Here is a 16,689-nt window from a genome sequence, read left to right on the forward strand (position 1 = left end):
TTACAGACCGGCGCCCAAGTCGCCGGTCGGACGATTTAAGAGGGACGTATGGATCTGGAAGCTTCGGAAATTAGCGCATTCTGCATGCCGTTGGTGCACGAGTATGGCTGCGATGCCTTGGACATACCGCCGGACGATCTCGACCCGCAAGCTGACATTAGCACGACCCGCGACGACCTGATCGCGTACGCGATCACGTTGCGGCCGCACTACGACCGGGCCAACCGCGTCATCGGGCAACTCGCGGGGCTTTTCATACTGGCGCAGGCTCGCGGCCGTTTCGAGGCTGATTATGATGCCGTCGCGACGTGCATCGAACAGGCCGCGGCGTGCGTCGATGCAATTGCCGGAATTCGGCCGCCGCCTTTGGCGAAGCGTCAGTACTGGTGCATCAGCCGCGCGGTTGCGTTGGTCAACGGCGTCACCGCTGAATTTGCGGCGTCAACACGCGATCCAGCACAGGTTCGGGAATATGTTGGCCGCTGGAACGAGCAGCTAAGGCGAGCGAATGCGCTTATACGATGGGCTTCTGAGCGGTCTTTGGGCTTGAGCCCTATCGACCTCGGTCAGGCATGCTGCAATTGCGGTTCCGCATCACGCGCGACAACGGCTATTAAAGACTAGGGAAACGGATCAGGAGATGGGAATGGATAGTAAATACTCCATATGGGTGCTCGAGTATTCCTATGTCAAGGACTACCACCTCAGCGGCATCATCTATGGCGCTCATAACCAAGGATACAGGAAGCTTCCGTACTGCTATGCTTTGATCAAGGGGCAGGGACATGTGGCCATGGTTGACGTCGGCTACAACCAACACGACTATGGCGCAGTGCTCAGCGAGAGGTTCAGCGTGGAGAACTGGCATTCGCCGCGCGAAGTGCTCGCCGAATGCGGCGTGGCACCCGAGGACGTCGATACAGTCTTCATCACGCACGCCCATTTCGATCATCTCGGCAATACCGATCAATTCCCGAACGCGACGTTCTACATTCAGGAGCGTGAGCTCAGCAAGTGGATATGGGCTTTGTCTCTTCCAGATCGGATGCGCTGGATGATGGGGGCGGTGGACCCATCCGACATCCTGCGTGCGGTCGAACTCGCGAGGCAGGGGCGGTTGGTTATCGTAGATGGCGATCGCGAAGACGTCCTTCCCGGAATCGACCTGCATGCCGCCTTCGACAGCCATACATACGGTAGCCAATGGATTCATATTCGCAATGACGGCATGCAGCAGTCACAGGACGGCTGGGTCCTTGCGGGAGACCTGGTCTACGTGTACGAGAACCTGGGAAGCAGCGGGGGCGCCGTGGGCGGTGACAAGATGTACAACCCGGTCGGACTCGCCGTGGGTAGCCAGACAAATCTCGTTTTGACCACGGAAGCGATGATGAAGTCGGTCAACTATGAAGTGAAACGAGTCGTCCCAGTCCACGAAGAGCGGTTAAAGGATATGTTCCCGTCACGAATCACACAACACGACCTGCGCGTCAGCGAAATCTGTCTGGCTGCGGACCAATCTTCCGTGGTGACTCGATAATGAGCGCTATCGAACTCGTGGGCGGCAGGCCGGTTGCAATCGTCGGAGCGGGCCTGGTCGGTGCGGGATGGGCCATAGCATTCGCGCGCGCGGGACTGACAGTGCGCATCTACGATTCGAATCAGGACACGGCCGATGCATCGCTTCCATGGGCTGCCGAACAGTTGGAAGCGCTCCATAAGCATGGCCTGCTCGGCGACGCTCCTGACACTGTCAAGCGGCGCCTGACTGTAGTCCAGACGCTTGAAGCGGGGCTCGACGGCTGCGCGTATGTACAGGAATCGGTGCTCGAACGCGTGGACGTGAAACGTAAGGTGATGCTCGAGATTGAACGGCTGGCAGCGGATGATCTCATCGTCGGCAGTTCAAGCTCGGGGATTGCCGCCTCTGCATTTGCCAACGACCTGACCATTTCGCCGCGTGTACTCATTGCTCACCCAGTCAACCCCCCTTACCTGGTTCCTGTTGTCGAGATCGTCCCGTCGACCCAGACTTCCCCGCAAGCGGTGATTTTCGTCGACGCGCTGATGCAAGCGATCGGGCAGAGCGTCGTGCATGTTCGCAAGGAAATAGAGGGCTTTGTGTTAAACCGTCTGCAGGCCGTGCTCCTGCGCGAAGCATGGGCCCTGGTTCGCGATGGCGTCGCTAGCTGCGAGGACGTCGACAAGACGGTGCGCGATGGCTTGGGCTGGCGATGGTCCTTTATGGGCCCATTCGAAACGATTGACTTAAATGCCCCAGGAGGGGTGGCCGATTACGCGGCCCGTCTTGGGTCGCTCTACTATTCGATCGCGAAATCGCGCACCGGTGAGGGACCATGGGAACCCGAGCTGGTCACGCGCGTGGAGGCGGAGCGCAGGCAGTATCTCCCGGCGACCGAATTGGCTAGCCGGCGAGCGTGGCGTGATGATCGCCTGATGAGCTTTGCTGCTATCCGGTCGAGATCGGGAAGCCACGAATAAAGGTTGCCGCTCCGTACGAGCACATCTGCCAGGCACACTCTCTTGACCGCCCGACAGGGCGACCGCGCTCTCGGTTGTCAATGCCTCAAAGCCACTCGTTCAGCCACCCCAAGCCGCTCGTGGTGTCGCGCCTCGGAATGTATTCGCAACCGATCCAGCCGTCGTAACCGAGCGTATCGATCAGCCTGAGCAAATACGGATAGTTCACTTCGCCGTCGTCCGGTTCGTGGCGCTCCGGTACGCCGGCGATCTGAATATGACCGATGTCCGCGATCATCTGCTTGAGCTTCATTGCAAGGTCGCCTTCGACGATCTGGCAGTGATACAGATCGAATTGCACTTTCAGATTGGGTGCGCCGACCTCGCGGCAGATCTGCTGCGCGTCGCCTTGCCGATTGAGGAAATAGCCCGGCATGTCGCGCATGTTGATCGGCTCGATCACCACCGTCAGGCCGTGCGCGGCCGCCTGCGAGGCCGCATAGGAGAGACTTTTCAGATAGACGTCGCGATGGCGCGCGCGATCGTCGGCCACGCCCAGCAGCCCCGCCATAATGTGAATCTTCTCGTTGCCGAGCGCATGCGCATAGCGCAGCGCGGTTTCGACGCCGCGCCGGAATTCGTCTTCGCGGCCGGGCAGCGACGCAATCCCACGTTCCCCTTTGGCCCAGTCGCCCGGCGGCCCGTTGAAGAGCGCCTGAGTGAGGCCGTGTTGCTTCAGGCGTGCGGCGAGTTCGTCCGCAGGGTAATCGTACGGAAACAGGTATTCCACCCCCTTGAAGCCGTCAGCTGCGGCGGCGCCGAAACGGTCGAGGAACTCGTGTTCCCGGTACATCATCGTCAGATTGGCAGCAAAGCGTGGCATGGTTGTCTAGGTCCGAATGTTGAGAAAGGCGTGCGCCAGCTCGAGTTAGACAGTTGATCTGTGCTTGAGCCGGGCGTGCGCGGTAAACGTTGTTTGCGCTGCTCGCGTGGTTTGCGCAACGCGCATTTCACCAGCGCGCGCCGAACGTCGTGCGCAATTCGTCGATTTGCGCGTCGCTCAACGGCGCAGGGCGCGGCTCGGTCATTAGCCACAGGCGTGCGGTTTCTTCGAGTTCCTCCAGTGCCCACGCGGCCTGTGAGACGCTCGCGCCCCATACGACCGGACCGAGTCGCTCGAGCAGCACGCCGCGCACGTCGTTCGCTAGTTCGCGCACGCGTTCGGCGACGCTCGGGTCGCCGGGCCGGCAATACGGAATCAGCGGAATGTGACCTACTTTCATCACGTAGTACGGCGTGATCGGCGGCAGCACGTCGTTCGCCTGCCATACGCCTGCGAGCGTCAGCGCGACCAGATACGTCGAATGGGTATGGACGACACCGTGTATCGCCGGGTTGCGGTCGTAGATGTTCCGATGCAGCGCGAGCGTCTTCGACGGCTTGTCGCCGCTGACCCATTGGCCCTCACCATCGACCTTGGCGATCTTCGCTGGATCGAGATGGCCGAGGCACGCGTCGGTCGGCGTGATCAGCCAACCATCGTCGAGCCGGGCGCTGATGTTGCCTGCGGAGCCGACCGTATACCGGCGTTGGTACAGATCCGCGCCGATGCGCGCAATCTCTTCGCGCGCCCGGCTTTCGGCGGCGGCTGCGGACGATATCGTGGAGCTCATCGGCGTAGTTCCTGGAGTTGTTTGAAAAGCTTCAGCGCCTTGCTAAAGAAATCGACCGTGCCGAAGTTGCCGGACTTCAGCGCGAGCGCGAGCGGCGACGCGCCGAGCGAGACGGTGCACGGCACACCGGGATCGATCTGTGGCCCGATGCACAGCGCCTCGACGCCTAGCGCATTGACGACCGCGCCCGATGTCTCGCCGCCGGCGACGACGAAATGCCGGACCCCTGCACCGCGCAGGCGCCGCGCAATGCTGGCCAGGGCCTGTTCGACCAGATCGCCCGATGCCGCACTGCCGAGCTGCTTTTGCACGGCAGCGACTTCTTCCGGCGCGCTGGTCGCGTAGAAAAGGACAGGTTCGCGGCCGAGGTGCTGTCCGGCGAACGCGATTGCTTGATCGACGACCGCTTCGCCGGCGAAGAGCGCGAGCGGATCGATGCGGAACGCAGGCCGCCCGTTGCTGCGCCAGTGTTCAACCTGCGCCTGCGTCGCGCGCGAACAACTGCCGGACAGCACCGCGGCAAGGCCGTCGACCGCCGGCAGCTGTTCTGTGTCTTCGGCTGCCGGCAGCAGGCCGGCGCGCGCAAAATTGCCCGGCAAGCCTAGCGCGAGGCCCGAGCCGCCCGTCAGCAGGACATCGTCCGCGCATGCGGCACCCAGCGTATACAGGTCTTGGTCCGAGATCGCATCGGCGATCGCGAGCCCGACCCCTTGTTCAAGCAGCGCTGCGCGCGCAGCGGCGATCGCTTCGACGCCACGTTGCACGGCGTCGTAGCGCAGCAGCCCGACTTTCGTCGGTGTCTGCCGCTGCAACACGCGCACGAGGTTGGCGTCGATCATCGGTGTCAGCGGATGGTTCTGCATCCCCGACTCATTGAGCGGCAGGTCGCCGACGAACAGATTGCCGCGATACACGGTGCGGCCGTTCTCCGGAAACGCCGGGCACGCTATTGCGAACGGCGTATTCAGCTCGCGCATCAGCGCATCGGCTACCGGCCCTATGTTGCCCGCATCGGTCGAATCGAACGTCGAGCAATACTTGAAATAGAACTGTTTGCAGCCGAGCGACTTCAGCCACGCCAGCGCGGCGAGCGACTCGGCAATCGCCTCGCCACGCGGCACGGTGCGCGACTTCAGCGCGACGACGACCGCCTGCGCCGGCGTATCGAGCGGCGCGCGAGGCACGCCTATGGTCTGAACGGTACGCATCCCGCCGCGCACGAGCATGTTGGCGAGGTCGGTTGCGCCAGTGAAGTCATCGGCGATGCAGCCGAGAAGGACAGGTGACGAGGTCATGGTGTTCGCTTTCGCAAGTCGTCGCGCTCAGGCGGCGAGCGCGGCGTTGTCCGCGATGAACGCGCGCACGATGCTGTCGAAGTCCGTGTCGAACACGAAACCAAGCGAGCGTGCGTAGTTCGCCGAGAAGTTGCCCGGCCACGAATTGACGATGCGCTCGATGGCGGGATCGCGTTCGATGCGCACACGGTTCGCCACTTCATTGCCGGCGATACGCCGCAGCGACGCGAGCATCTCTTCGACCGTCACCGACAGACCCGGCATGTTGATCACGCGCCCATTGGTTAGCTTGTCCTTGGGCAACTCGTGGCCGTGCACCAGGTTGTCGATCGCGCGGTCCGGCGACATCAGCCACAGCAGTGTTTGCGGCGCGACCGGGCACACGGTATCGACGCCGTTGATCGGCTCGCGAATGATCCCGCTCGCGAAGCTCGACGCCGCGCGGTTCGGCTTGCCCGGCCGCACGACGACAGTCGGCATCCGTAAGCTGCGGCCGTCGACGAAGCCGCGCCGGCTGTAATCGGCGAGCAGCAGATCGGCGAGCGCCTTTTCGGTGCCGTAGGAGCTTTGCGGCGACCAGACATGCGCGTCTTCGACGGTGGCCGGCAACGCCCCGCCGAACACGGCAACCGAGCTCGTCATCACGAAGCGCGCCTGCGTGCCTAGCGAGCGGATGCGTTCGAGTAGCGCGCGCGTCGCGTCGAAATTGATCCGCATGCCGAGGTCGAATTCCAGTTCCGCTTGCCCGGAGACAATTGCGGCGAGATGGAAAACAGTAGTTGTGCCCGCATCGATCAGCCGCTCGACCTGGGCCGGGTCGGAGATGTCGCCGGCAGTGGCGTGAACGCGCGGATCGTCGATGCCCTCGAGCGGAACGACGTCGAATGCATCGATCTGCTCGATGCGCTGCGGCTGGCCGTCTGCGCCGGCCAGCTCGCCGCGCGCGAGCAGCTCGCGAATCAAACGCCGGCCCAAGAAGCCCGCGGCGCCAGTCACCAGGATTTTCATGTGTGTCTCCATACAATACGTGCGGCGAAGGTGTGCCGCAAAAAAAGTTGTATGATGATCTTATATTAGGTCGACGTGCGTGGCAAACGGATGTGTTCGCGCTTAACCCTGCTTGACCCCTTAGGCGCGCGTGGCTTTCTTCGCCACCTTCTTCTCTTCGTTGATGAGCGGGCGCACCGCCGCAGTACCGACGCCTTCCCAGAACGCGGAGTCTGCTTCCTGAATACGCGCTCCGGCGTTGTCGATGTGGCTGATGGCGGCGTTCCGTGCAGCGGCCGGGTCCTGCGCGGCGATCGCGTCGAAGATTGCGCGATGTTCGTTGCGGACCTGAGTTGAGAAATCGTCGCGGCGCGCTTCGTTGGTCCGCGTCACACGGATCGCCGCATGGATGAACTGACTGATGTATTCGAGCAGCGACGGGTACAGCGAATTGCCGGTTGCGCGCGAAATTGCCATATGGAAAGCGAGATCCTCGTCGACGCCGTCGCGCTGATTCTTCGCTGCCGTGTCGATCGCCGTGAGCGCGCGCTTGATGTCGGCGAGTTGCGCGCGCGTGCGGCGTTGCGCGGCGAGCGCGGCAGCTTCCGCTTCGATGCCGCGCCGCAACTCGGTCACGCGCAGCACCGCGTCGACGGAGTCCTTCGGGTCGATGTCGAGCCGGAATGCAGTCGTGCGGTTGGCCTCCCGGACGACGGTGCCGCTGCCTTGCCGGACTTCGACGAGACCGTCCGATTTCAGCCGGGAGATGGCTTCGCGCACGACGGTACGGCTCACGCCGAAGCGCTCGGAGATCACTTGCTCGGTCGGCAGCCGCGAGCCCGCCGGAAACTCGCCGCCCTTGATCTTTTCGAGCAAAACGGCGGTCACCCGGTCGGCGAGCGTGCCGACGTTCGTGATCTTCGGCGGGTCGAACTCGATGGACGATTGTGGCGAAGAAGTCGAAGTAACCATGTCGATGCACTGATATGTGATGGGTCGTGAGTGGCGATGCGTTGACACGTTATCACTTTTTACCTATGATCGATACGCAATACATAGTATGTATGGTTATAATACAACTTGATAACAATTACATAACGCGAGACAGCGGTGATTGCGCCAGTCAGGCGGGCACACGGAATTCGCAGGCAATCCGAAGATCCAGCCATCAAGAAAAGGGTGGCGCGGGCATCGACAAGGAGACAGGCAGTGCTGAAGGATTCAGTTGAAGTCGCAATGCAGGACGAGCAGGACGATGCAAAGTCGTTCGAGGCGCGGACCTACGCCAAGGTCACGTGGCGGATCGTGCCGTTCCTGATGTTCTGCTATCTGGTCGCTTATCTGGACCGTGTGAACGTCGGGTTCGCGAAGCTGCAGATGTCAGCCGACTTGCACTTCTCCGACACGGTCTACGGCCTCGGTGCCGGTATTTTCTTCATCGCGTACTTTCTCGTCGAAATTCCGAGCAACATCATCCTGCATCGCGTCGGCGCCCGGCTGTGGATGGCCCGCATCATGATCACGTGGGGCGTGATCTCGTCCGGCATGGCGTTCGTGACCACGCCCACCGCCTTCTACGTGATGCGCTTTCTGCTGGGGCTCGCCGAAGCAGGTTTTTATCCGGGCGTGATCCTCTATCTGTCTTACTGGTATCCGTCACATCGGCGCGGCAAGATGTTCGCCGCGTTCGCGGCGGCGGTGCCGCTTTCCGGATTGATCGGCGGTCCGCTGTCCGGCCTCGTGCTGCATTCGTTCAGCGGCGTAATGAACTACGCCGGCTGGCAGTGGCTGTTCTTCATGGAAGGAATACCGTCGATCGCGGCCGGCATCGGGGCGATCTTCCTGCTGACCGACGGAATCAAGAAGGCGAAGTGGCTGACGCCTGAAGAGCGGGCGCTGCTCGACGCTCAGATCCGCGCGGATTCGACTCACAAGGCTGAGCGTTCGCTGCGCGAAATCTTTACCAACGGCCGCGTGTGGTTGCTGACCGGCATTTACTTCTGCCTGATCTGCGGTTTCTACACGGTCGGTTTCTGGTTGCCTACGCTGATCGCGTCGACTGGTGTCAGCGACCCCTTGCAGGTGGGCTTGCTGACAGCCATCCCATATGGCGCGGCGGCGGTGACGATGCTGCTCGTGTCGCGCAGCGCGGACAGGCGGCGAGAGCGGCGCTGGCACCTCGCATTCACTGCGGTGCTCGGCGGCGTGGGTCTGATCATGTCGGCCGCGTTCGGCCACCATCCGGTGCTCGCGATGGTCGGTCTCACGCTTGCGGCAATGGGCGGGCTCAGCACGCTGCCGATGTTCTGGAGCCTGCCTACGGCGTTCCTCGGCGGCTCGGCCGCGGCAGCCGGCATTGCGTTGATCAACTCTTGGGGCAACCTCGCCGGCTTCGTCAGTCCCTACCTGATCGGCTTCATCAAGGACGTGACGAACAGCACCAATCTGGGCCTCTATGCGATGGCGGGTGCGTTGTTCGTCGGCGCGCTGCTGACGTTCATCGTCCCGGCCAAAGTAGTGAACCGCTGAGCGCCGGAGATCGAGGAGGAATCATGCAATCAGTCGAAACATCGGCGGTTGCGCTGGTCGGCACGACTCAGGTGGAAGCCGAGCCGGTTCAGCTTGCGGCTGGAGCACTGACGGTCGAATTCGAACGCGGCGGTCTGCGTTATCTTCGTTACGGCGGTCAAGAGGTGATCCGCGCGATTTCGTTTCTCGCACGCGACGAGAACTGGGGCACCCATCCGCTGGATCTCGACGACGTACAGATCGAACAGCGCGACGACACATTCGAAGTCCGCTTCCGCGGTACGTGCGGACCGACCGGCAGTGAACTGCGTCTGGTCGCGTCGATCATCGGGCGTGCGCACGGCAGCCTCGAATTCAATGCCGACGCGACGCTCGAAGACGATCTGCTGACGAACCGGACAGGCTTCGTTGTGCTGCACCCGCTCGACGTATCGGGCAAACGCGTGGTCGTCGAGACCGTCGACGGCAAAAGCCGAGAAACGTATTTTCCCGAGAAGATCGACCCGTTCCAGCCGTTTCGCGACATTCGCGCGCTGACGACGCAGCATAGCGACACGCTAAGCGCGCAGGTGCGGATGGAAGGCGACACGTTCGAGATGGAGGATCAGCGCAACTGGTCGGACGCATCGTTCAAGACCTATGTGCGTCCGCTCGCGTTGCCTTGGCCTTATACCCTCGACAAAGGCTCGACGTTGAAGCAGTCGGTGACGGTCAACGTGCGCGCGTCCGAAGCGGCCGCGCCGACGGCCGCTTCGCGCGATCGGGCCGTTGCAGCGAAGGTGCGGCTCGACGGGGGCAATCCCGGTGCACGGGCAATGCCGCAACTCGGCATCGGCGTGCGTGCCGAACACCTCGAGGCCGCGCTGCAGCGCGCCGATGCATTGCGCACGCTGAACCCCGCTTATTTCTGCGCCCATCTGGATCTGCGCCGGGATAGTCCGGAGCGGGCGATGCAGGGCTTCGCGCGATTGAGCGAAGCGGCTCGCGTGCCGTACGTGCTTGAAGTCGTGCTGACCGGCGAGGGGAATCCCGCCGAAGAAATGGCGCGCGTTGCACGCGCGGCACGAGACTTCGTGGCGCCGGGCGCGCTGCAGGTATCGCCTGCGCCGGACCTGAAAGCGGTGCTGCCCGGCAGCCCATGGCCGCCGTGCCCGTCGTTCGACGAAGTGTTCGCTGCGGCACGCGCCGCGTTCCCAGGCGTTCCGCTCGGCGGCGGCTCGTTCGCGTACTTCACTGAACTGAATCGCAAGCGGCCGCCGTTCGAGCAACTCGACTACGCGACGTTTACGACCTGCCCGATCGTCCACGCGGCCGACGACCGATCGGTGATGGAAACGCTCGCGACGCTGCCGTTCATCGCGGCCAGCGTCACTGCGCTCGCCGGCAGCACGCCGTACCGGGTCGGACCCAGTACGATCGCGGCGCGCGACAATCCATACGGATCGTCGACGTTGCCGAACGAAGCGGGCTCGAACGGCAAACGCATCTGCCTCACCGACGAGGATCCGCGCCAGCGCGCATGGTTCGGCGCCGCGTGGAATCTTGGCTACTTCGCCGCGTTCGCGGCGGGCGGCGCGTCGCATATCGCGCTGTCGGAGCTGACCGGTCCGCGCGGTCTTTTCGATAGAGCACGGCCGACGCCGCTGTTTTACCTGCTTGCATCGCTGGCGGCGGCGCGCGGCGCGTCGATCGCCGAACTGACGGTCGAACGGGGCCGCGCGCCGTTGGCCGCGTTCGCAGTGAAACAGCAGCATCACACGAAGGTGTGGATGGCGAATCTGTCCACGCAGCCGCAGGCGGTCGAACTCGACTTCGGTTCGTCGAACGCAGCGAAAGCTGCGAACGCGACGCTCGCGCGCTGGAACGCCGCCGCGGAATTCGCAACCGCACCGCAACACACCGTGCTCGCCGCCGGTCCGCTGACACTGGGCCCCTACGAGATTGTCGAAATCCGCACAGCGACGTAAATGATGGATACAGACGCGCCCCAGCGGGCTGGCCGACCGGCCCCGATCGAAATCCTGCGCGCCGAGCACGTGACGAAACTGTTCGGCCCGGTGCGTGCATTGAAAGACGGTTCACTGACGCTGCGCGCGGGCGAGGTGCATGCGCTTGTCGGCGTCAACGGCGCAGGCAAGTCGACGCTGTCGCGTATCGTCAGCGGTCACCTGCGCCGCTCCGAAGGAGTACTGCGCTACAAGGGCGAGGACGTCGACTTCGCGATACCGCGCGATGCGATGCGCGCCGGCATTTCGCTTGTGCTGCAGGAAACCAGCATCGCGCCGGATCTCAGCGTGATGGAGAACCTTTGCCTCACGCATTTCGGCCAGCGCGAAAGGCTCGATTGGAAAGCGCTCAGGCGCAAGGCCGAGGCGGTGCTCGAGGAGTTGCGCCAGGCGGAGCATCTGCCGCTGCACAAGCGCGCCGGCGACCTGTCGATGGCCCAACGGCAGATCATCGAAATCGGCCGCGCATTGCAGCAGGATTCGGACTTGATCATTCTCGACGAGCCGACCGCGTCGTTCTCGCCGACCGAAGTCGAGAGCCTCTTCGAAGTGATGCGGCTGCTGCGCTCGCGCGGCAAGGCGCTTGCGTTCGTTTCGCATCGGCTCGAAGAGATCTTCGAGATTACCGACTACGTGACCGTGATGCGCGACGGCCGCACCGTCGAAGGCGACGTCGCGACGAAGAATCTGACGCCCGCGTCGCTGATTCAAATGATGGTCGGCCGCGAAATCGAGAATCTGTACGAACGCGGCAGCGCACCGGCGCAAGCGCGCGTGCGCGACGAACCGCTGCTCGAAGTCAGCCGTCTCGCGTCCGGCGCGATGGTGCGCGACGTGTCGTTCACACTGCATCCGGGCGAAATTCTCGGGCTTGCCGGTCTGGTCGGCGCGGGCCGTTCCGAGACGATCGAAACGATCTTCGGCTTGCGCAAACGCGACGCCGGCACCGTGAAGCTGAACGGCGCGCCGTTCGCCGCGTCGTCGCCGCGCGACGCAATCGCGCGCGGCGTCGGTCTGATCGGCGAGGACCGGCGCCGGCAAGGGATCGTGCCTGACTTCTCCGTGACCGAGAACCTACTGCTCGCGCATCTCGGCCGCGACCCCGGCATGCACCGTCATTACGACCGGCATTTCGCCGAGATCGACCGGCTGATGACCGAACTCGACATGCCCGATCACATCCTGACGGCGCCGATGCTCGGCTTGAGCGGCGGCCAGCAACAGAAGGTGATTTTCGCGCGCTGGCTGCTGCTCAATCCGTCGGTGCTGCTGCTCGACGAACCGACGCGCGGCGTCGATATCGGCACGCGCAACACGATCTATCAGATCATCCGCAAGATCGCGGCGAAGGGGATCGGCGTGTTGGTCGTGTCGTCCGACTTCGAGGAAGTGCTTGGCCTGTCAGACCGGGTCGTCGTGCTGAGCGACGGCGTGTCCGTCGCGCAGGCGCAAAGCGAACTGCTCGATGCCGAAATCCTCGCGATGTACTCGGCGCCGCGTTCGTCGGCGCAAGGGGTGCACGATGCGCTCGCTGAACTGTCCGCGCAATGCGGCGCGACGAGCTACTGGCTGCAGGTCGAACGCGAGCGGGTGTTCTGCTTCGATCTCGTGACCCATTCGAGCGCCCACGTGGGCATCGCCGCGGAACGCTTCCCGCTCATCAGCGAGACGTCGATTCCGGAAGCGCTCAAGACGCAGAAGCCCGGCGCGGTGATCGCCGACGGCGCACTGCAATCCGTGCTGTTCCGGCTCGTGAACCAGAGCGGCCATTCGTTCGGTTATGTCGGCGTCACCGCGCCGTCGTCCGCATCACTCGATCCGGAGGCAATACGAAACATGATGACGAGCAACCTGACCCGTCACGGCGTGGGCCAACTGCTGGTCCAGACGCAGGCCGTGGAGACCGTCGCATGAGCACCGATCATTTGAACGCGCCTGCTTCGGGCGATGCGAAGGCGCCGGCGGCGCGCCGCCGGCACGGCAGTTTCCTGCATCGTTTCCAGCTGGAAATCCGCATGTTCGTTTTGCTGATGGCGCTGTCGGTCGCGCTGTCGCTCGTGTCGTCGCACTTCTTCTCGCTGGGCAACCTGTTCAACCTGATGGACCAGTCGGTGGTGACCGGCATAGCGGCGATCGGGCAGACGTTCGTGATTCTCGTCGCGGGCATCGACCTTTCGGTCGGCGCGCTGACCGGCGTGGCCGGGATCGTGCTTGGTCTTGCGCTGTCGTCGGCCGGCTTGCCGGTGCCGGTCGCGATCGCCGCGGCGATTGTCTTCGGCGGGCTAATGGGGCTGGTCAACGGGCTGTTCGTCACGTTCGGCCGGATCGCGCCGTTCATCGTCACGCTCGGGATGATGTCGATCGGCCGTTCGCTCGCCTATGTCATCAGCAACGGCAATTCGATTTCGTCGTTGCCGCAAGGTCTGTCGTACATCGGTTCGGCCGATCTGTTCGGCATCCCGGCGAATTTCCTTTTCGTGGTGCTGCTGTTCGCACTCGCGTGGTATTACCTGACCTTCACGAAGGGCGGCCGCACGATCTATGCGATCGGTTCGAACATCGAAGCGGCGCGTGCGTCAGGCCTGAAAGTCTCGTACTACACGAACCTCGCTTACGCGGTGTCCGGCGCGCTGGCGGCGCTTGCCTCGGTGATGCTCGCCTCGCGGCTGCTGTCGATCGACCCGATCGCCGGCAACGGGCTCGAACTCGACTCGATCGCGGCCGTCGTAATCGGCGGCGCGAGCCTGTTCGGCGGACGCGGTTCGATGATCGGCACGTTCCTCGGCGTCTTGATCATGGGCCTGATCCGAAACGGTCTGAATCTCCTGAACGTCGGTCCGTATTGGCAGGGCAGCGCGATCGGCGCAATCATCATCATCGCGGTGCTCGCCGAGCGCATCGTAACCACACGACTGAACCGGCGGGGCCAATGACGGATCGCGGTCGACAATCTCACCAACAGGAGACAACACAATGATCAAGATGGGAATGCGGGTATTCGTGACAGGCGCGTTGAAGACGGTTGGCGCGCTCGTGCTGGGCACCGTGCTCAGTGCATCGCTTTCAGGCGGTGCGTATGCGCAGCAGAGTGCATCGGGCAAGCACTTTGCGTATCTGACGCCTGGCCTCGACCTGCCGTTCTGGCGGATCGTCGGCAAGGGTGTGTCCGATACGGTCAAGGCGCAGGGCGGTGCGGTCACGATCTATGACTCGCACAACGACGCCGCGACGCAACTGAAGAATGCTCAGGACGCCATCGCGCAAGGCGTTGCCGGCATCGTCATTTCGCCGACCGATTCGTCGACCGCGCCTAGCGTGCTGCAGATCGCGGCGCGCGCGAAGATTCCGGTGGTGATCGCCGATATCGGCACGAATTCCGGCGATTACGTCTCGTTCATCAGTTCGGAGAACGAAAAGGGCGCATACGAAACCGGCAAGAAGCTCGCCGAGGTGATGAAGCAGAAGGGCTGGGACAAGGGCGGCTACGGCATTTCTTCCATTTCGCTCGCGCGGCAGAACGGCAAGCTGCGCACGGAGGGGTTCAGCCGGGCGATGAAGGAGGCGGGCATTCCGGAGGTCGCGCTGAACCAGATGCAGCACTACACTGCGGATGAAACGTTCCGCTTCGTGCAGGACATGATCACCGCGCATCCGGACATGCACGGCGTATTCGTGCAGACCGATGCGCCGACGCTCGGCGCCGCGCGGGCAATCCAGGTAGCTCACAAGCAGTCCGACATCGCACTGGTGGCGTTCGACGGCATTCCGCAATTCGTCGACATGATCAAGGACGGCACGCTGACCGCTTCGGGGATGCAGCAGCCGTATCTGATGGGCCAGAAGGCCGCCGGTGCGCTACTCGACGACTTGGCCGGCAAGACGCCGCCGAAGAGCATCGTGGTGCCGGTGGTCGTCGTGTCGAAGGACAACCTCGCTCAGGAATTGCCGGTGATCCAGCAAACGGTGTTCGGCGGCGAGCTGAAGTGACTTGATGGTTCGCTTCGGGTCGTAGCGAAGTGCGGCAGAAGCCCGGGCAGGGCGGATGCCGCTGCTCGCCGCTAGTCGGCCGCACAGATGGCCTCCCGAGCTTGCTGACGGCTCGTCCTCGGGTTAACCATATCCCGCTTTAGCTTGCGGTGGCGTCGAGATTCTTCTAACCTTCAATGCAATTGCATACGTATGCAACACGCAGGGTTTGATCAATTTTTTTGGGGGAATCCACATGGCGGTATGGCTCAAACATGGCGCTGAAGCCGAGGTCATCAAATCGGCGGCGAAGGAAGTCCGCGAGACGGTCGAAGCGACGCTCGCCGACATCGAAGCGCGCGGCGACGCGGCGGTCCGCGATCTCTCGATCCGTTTCGACAAGCTGGATCGGGAAGACTACCGGTTGTCGCAGACGGAAATCGACGAATGCCTGTCGCAGCTCTCGCGCCGCGACATCGCCGATATTGAGTTCGCCCAGACGCAGGTCGAGAACTTCGCAAAGCATCAGCGCGCTTCGCTACGCGACATCGAAGTCGAAACGTTGCCGGGCGTGATCCTCGGCCACAAGAACATCCCCGTAAACGCCGCTGGCTGCTATGTGCCGGGCGGCAAGTATCCGCTGCTGGCATCCGCGCATATGTCGGTGATTACCGCGCGGGTGGCGGGTGTCGAGCGCATCATCACGTGCGCGCCGCCGTTCAACCGCAAGCCGGCGCCGGCGATTGTCGCCGCCCAGCATATGGCGGGCGCGAAGGAGATCTATTGCCTCGGCGGCATCCAGGCGGTCGGCGCCATGGCGATCGGCACGCAGAGCATTGCGCCCGTCGATATTCTGGTGGGACCGGGCAATGCTTTCGTTGCCGAAGCCAAGCGTCAGTTGTTCGGCCGCGTCGGTATCGACCTGTTCGCAGGCCCGACCGAGACCCTGGTGATCGCCGATGAAAGCGTAGATGGCGAAATGTGCGCCACCGATCTGCTCGGCCAGGCGGAGCACGGCCCGGATTCCCCGGCGATCCTGCTGACGACATCGGAAAAGCTTGCGCGCGAGACGATGGCCGAAGTCGAGCGCCTCCTGAAGATCCTCCCGACTGCCGAGATCGCCCGCAAGTCCTGGGACAAGTTCGGCGAAGTCATCGTCGCAGAAAGCGATGAGGAGATGGTCAGGATTGCGGACCAGATCGCATCGGAACACGTGCAGATCCTCACGAAAGACCCAGACTACTTCCTCAACCGCATGACGAACTACGGCGCGTTGTTCCTCGGCCCGCGTACCAACGTCGCATATGGCGACAAGGCCATCGGCACCAACCACACGCTGCCGACCAAGAAATCGGCGCGCTACACCGGGGGCCTGTGGGTCGGCAAATTCCTCAAGACTTGCACGTACCAGAAGGTGCTGACCGACGAGGCGTCGGCGATGGTCGGCGAATATACGTCGCGGCTGTGCGCATTGGAAGGCTTCGCCGGACACGGCGAACAGGCCAATCTTCGCGTGCGACGGTACGGCCACAAGGACGTGCCTTACGGCGGCGCCGCAGTCTAATCCGACCCTTCAAGCAAGGGAGGCGAACGCCGCTGTGCAGTGGTGCTGACTGGGCATCACCCACGGTGGCGCAATAGCAATCAAACGCAGATATCCAGGTCAACGCACGGATCAAGCCGTTCGCTGGCCATAGGCCAGTCCCAGAAATGGCCCGTCTTCCTCACGAATCAGAGGCGACCGTTCATTGA

General features: G+C 63.0%; 14 protein-coding genes. 9 read left to right on the forward strand and 5 right to left on the reverse strand.

What is annotated here, in order from left to right:
• Positions 1-48: 48 nt before the first annotated feature.
• Genes J3489_RS23745 through J3489_RS23755 form a run of 3 tightly spaced genes read left to right on the forward strand, consistent with a single transcriptional unit; the run spans position 49 to position 2,502 of the window.
• Complete coding sequence (locus J3489_RS23745) at positions 49-624, forward strand: hypothetical protein (protein WP_207002244.1); 576 nt, start codon at positions 49-51, stop codon at positions 622-624.
• Positions 625-646: 22 nt separating this feature from the next.
• Positions 647-1,540 (forward strand): N-acyl homoserine lactonase family protein, encoded by an 894-nt coding sequence (locus J3489_RS23750; RefSeq protein WP_207002246.1) that lies wholly within the window; start codon positions 647-649, stop codon positions 1,538-1,540.
• Positions 1,540-2,502 carry a 3-hydroxyacyl-CoA dehydrogenase gene (locus J3489_RS23755; RefSeq protein WP_207002248.1) on the forward strand — a complete coding sequence of 321 codons (963 nt, stop codon included), beginning with the start codon at positions 1,540-1,542 and terminating at the stop codon, positions 2,500-2,502. Before J3489_RS23750 ends, J3489_RS23755 begins: the two co-directional genes overlap by 1 nt.
• 85 nt (positions 2,503-2,587) lie before the next feature.
• Here J3489_RS23755 and otnI read toward each other — a convergent pair whose 3' ends face one another.
• From otnI to J3489_RS23780, 5 genes are all read right to left on the reverse strand, one after another.
• Complete coding sequence (gene otnI, locus J3489_RS23760) at positions 2,588-3,364, reverse strand: 2-oxo-tetronate isomerase (RefSeq protein WP_207002250.1); 777 nt, start codon at positions 3,362-3,364, stop codon at positions 2,588-2,590.
• A 127-nt stretch (positions 3,365-3,491) separates the two neighbouring features.
• On the reverse strand, positions 3,492-4,154 hold the full coding sequence (gene otnC, locus J3489_RS23765) for a 3-oxo-tetronate 4-phosphate decarboxylase (RefSeq protein WP_207002253.1): 663 nt from the start codon (positions 4,152-4,154) through the stop codon (positions 3,492-3,494).
• Positions 4,151-5,449, reverse strand: a complete 1,299-nt coding sequence (gene otnK, locus J3489_RS23770; protein WP_207002255.1) for a 3-oxo-tetronate kinase — start codon at positions 5,447-5,449, stop codon at positions 4,151-4,153. Before otnK ends, otnC begins: the two co-directional genes overlap by 4 nt.
• A gap of 27 nt (positions 5,450-5,476) precedes the next feature.
• Positions 5,477-6,457, reverse strand: a complete 981-nt coding sequence (gene denD / locus J3489_RS23775; protein WP_207002257.1) for a D-erythronate dehydrogenase — start codon at positions 6,455-6,457, stop codon at positions 5,477-5,479.
• Between the two features lie 120 nt (positions 6,458-6,577).
• On the reverse strand, positions 6,578-7,408 hold the full coding sequence (locus tag J3489_RS23780; RefSeq protein WP_207002259.1) for a FadR/GntR family transcriptional regulator: 831 nt from the start codon (positions 7,406-7,408) through the stop codon (positions 6,578-6,580).
• A 264-nt stretch (positions 7,409-7,672) separates the two neighbouring features.
• Here J3489_RS23780 and J3489_RS23785 point away from each other — a divergent pair, with 264 nt between their 5' ends.
• The 6 genes from J3489_RS23785 to hisD all read left to right on the forward strand — a co-directional run bounded on the left by J3489_RS23785 (position 7,673) and on the right by hisD (position 16,501).
• Positions 7,673-8,965: an MFS transporter gene (locus tag J3489_RS23785; protein ID WP_207002325.1), complete on the forward strand. Its 1,293-nt coding sequence runs from the start codon at positions 7,673-7,675 to the stop codon at positions 8,963-8,965.
• A gap of 23 nt (positions 8,966-8,988) precedes the next feature.
• Positions 8,989-10,932 (forward strand): D-apionate lactonase family protein, encoded by a 1,944-nt coding sequence (locus J3489_RS23790; protein ID WP_207002261.1) that lies wholly within the window; start codon positions 8,989-8,991, stop codon positions 10,930-10,932.
• Positions 10,933-12,885, forward strand: a complete 1,953-nt coding sequence (locus J3489_RS23795; RefSeq protein ID WP_207002262.1) for a sugar ABC transporter ATP-binding protein — start codon at positions 10,933-10,935, stop codon at positions 12,883-12,885.
• Positions 12,882-13,904 (forward strand): ABC transporter permease, encoded by a 1,023-nt coding sequence (locus J3489_RS23800; RefSeq protein ID WP_207002263.1) that lies wholly within the window; start codon positions 12,882-12,884, stop codon positions 13,902-13,904. Before J3489_RS23795 ends, J3489_RS23800 begins: the two co-directional genes overlap by 4 nt.
• 40 nt (positions 13,905-13,944) lie before the next feature.
• Entirely contained in the window at positions 13,945-14,958 is a 1,014-nt protein-coding gene (locus J3489_RS23805; RefSeq protein ID WP_242540241.1) for a substrate-binding domain-containing protein, read from the forward strand.
• A 235-nt stretch (positions 14,959-15,193) separates the two neighbouring features.
• Positions 15,194-16,501 carry a histidinol dehydrogenase gene (hisD, locus tag J3489_RS23810; protein ID WP_207002264.1) on the forward strand — a complete coding sequence of 436 codons (1,308 nt, stop codon included), beginning with the start codon at positions 15,194-15,196 and terminating at the stop codon, positions 16,499-16,501.
• Positions 16,502-16,689 lie beyond the last annotated feature (188 nt).

Origin of the sequence: Trinickia mobilis, from assembly GCF_017315705.1 — a bacterium.
GTDB classification, from domain to species: domain Bacteria; phylum Pseudomonadota; class Gammaproteobacteria; order Burkholderiales; family Burkholderiaceae; genus Trinickia_A; species Trinickia_A mobilis.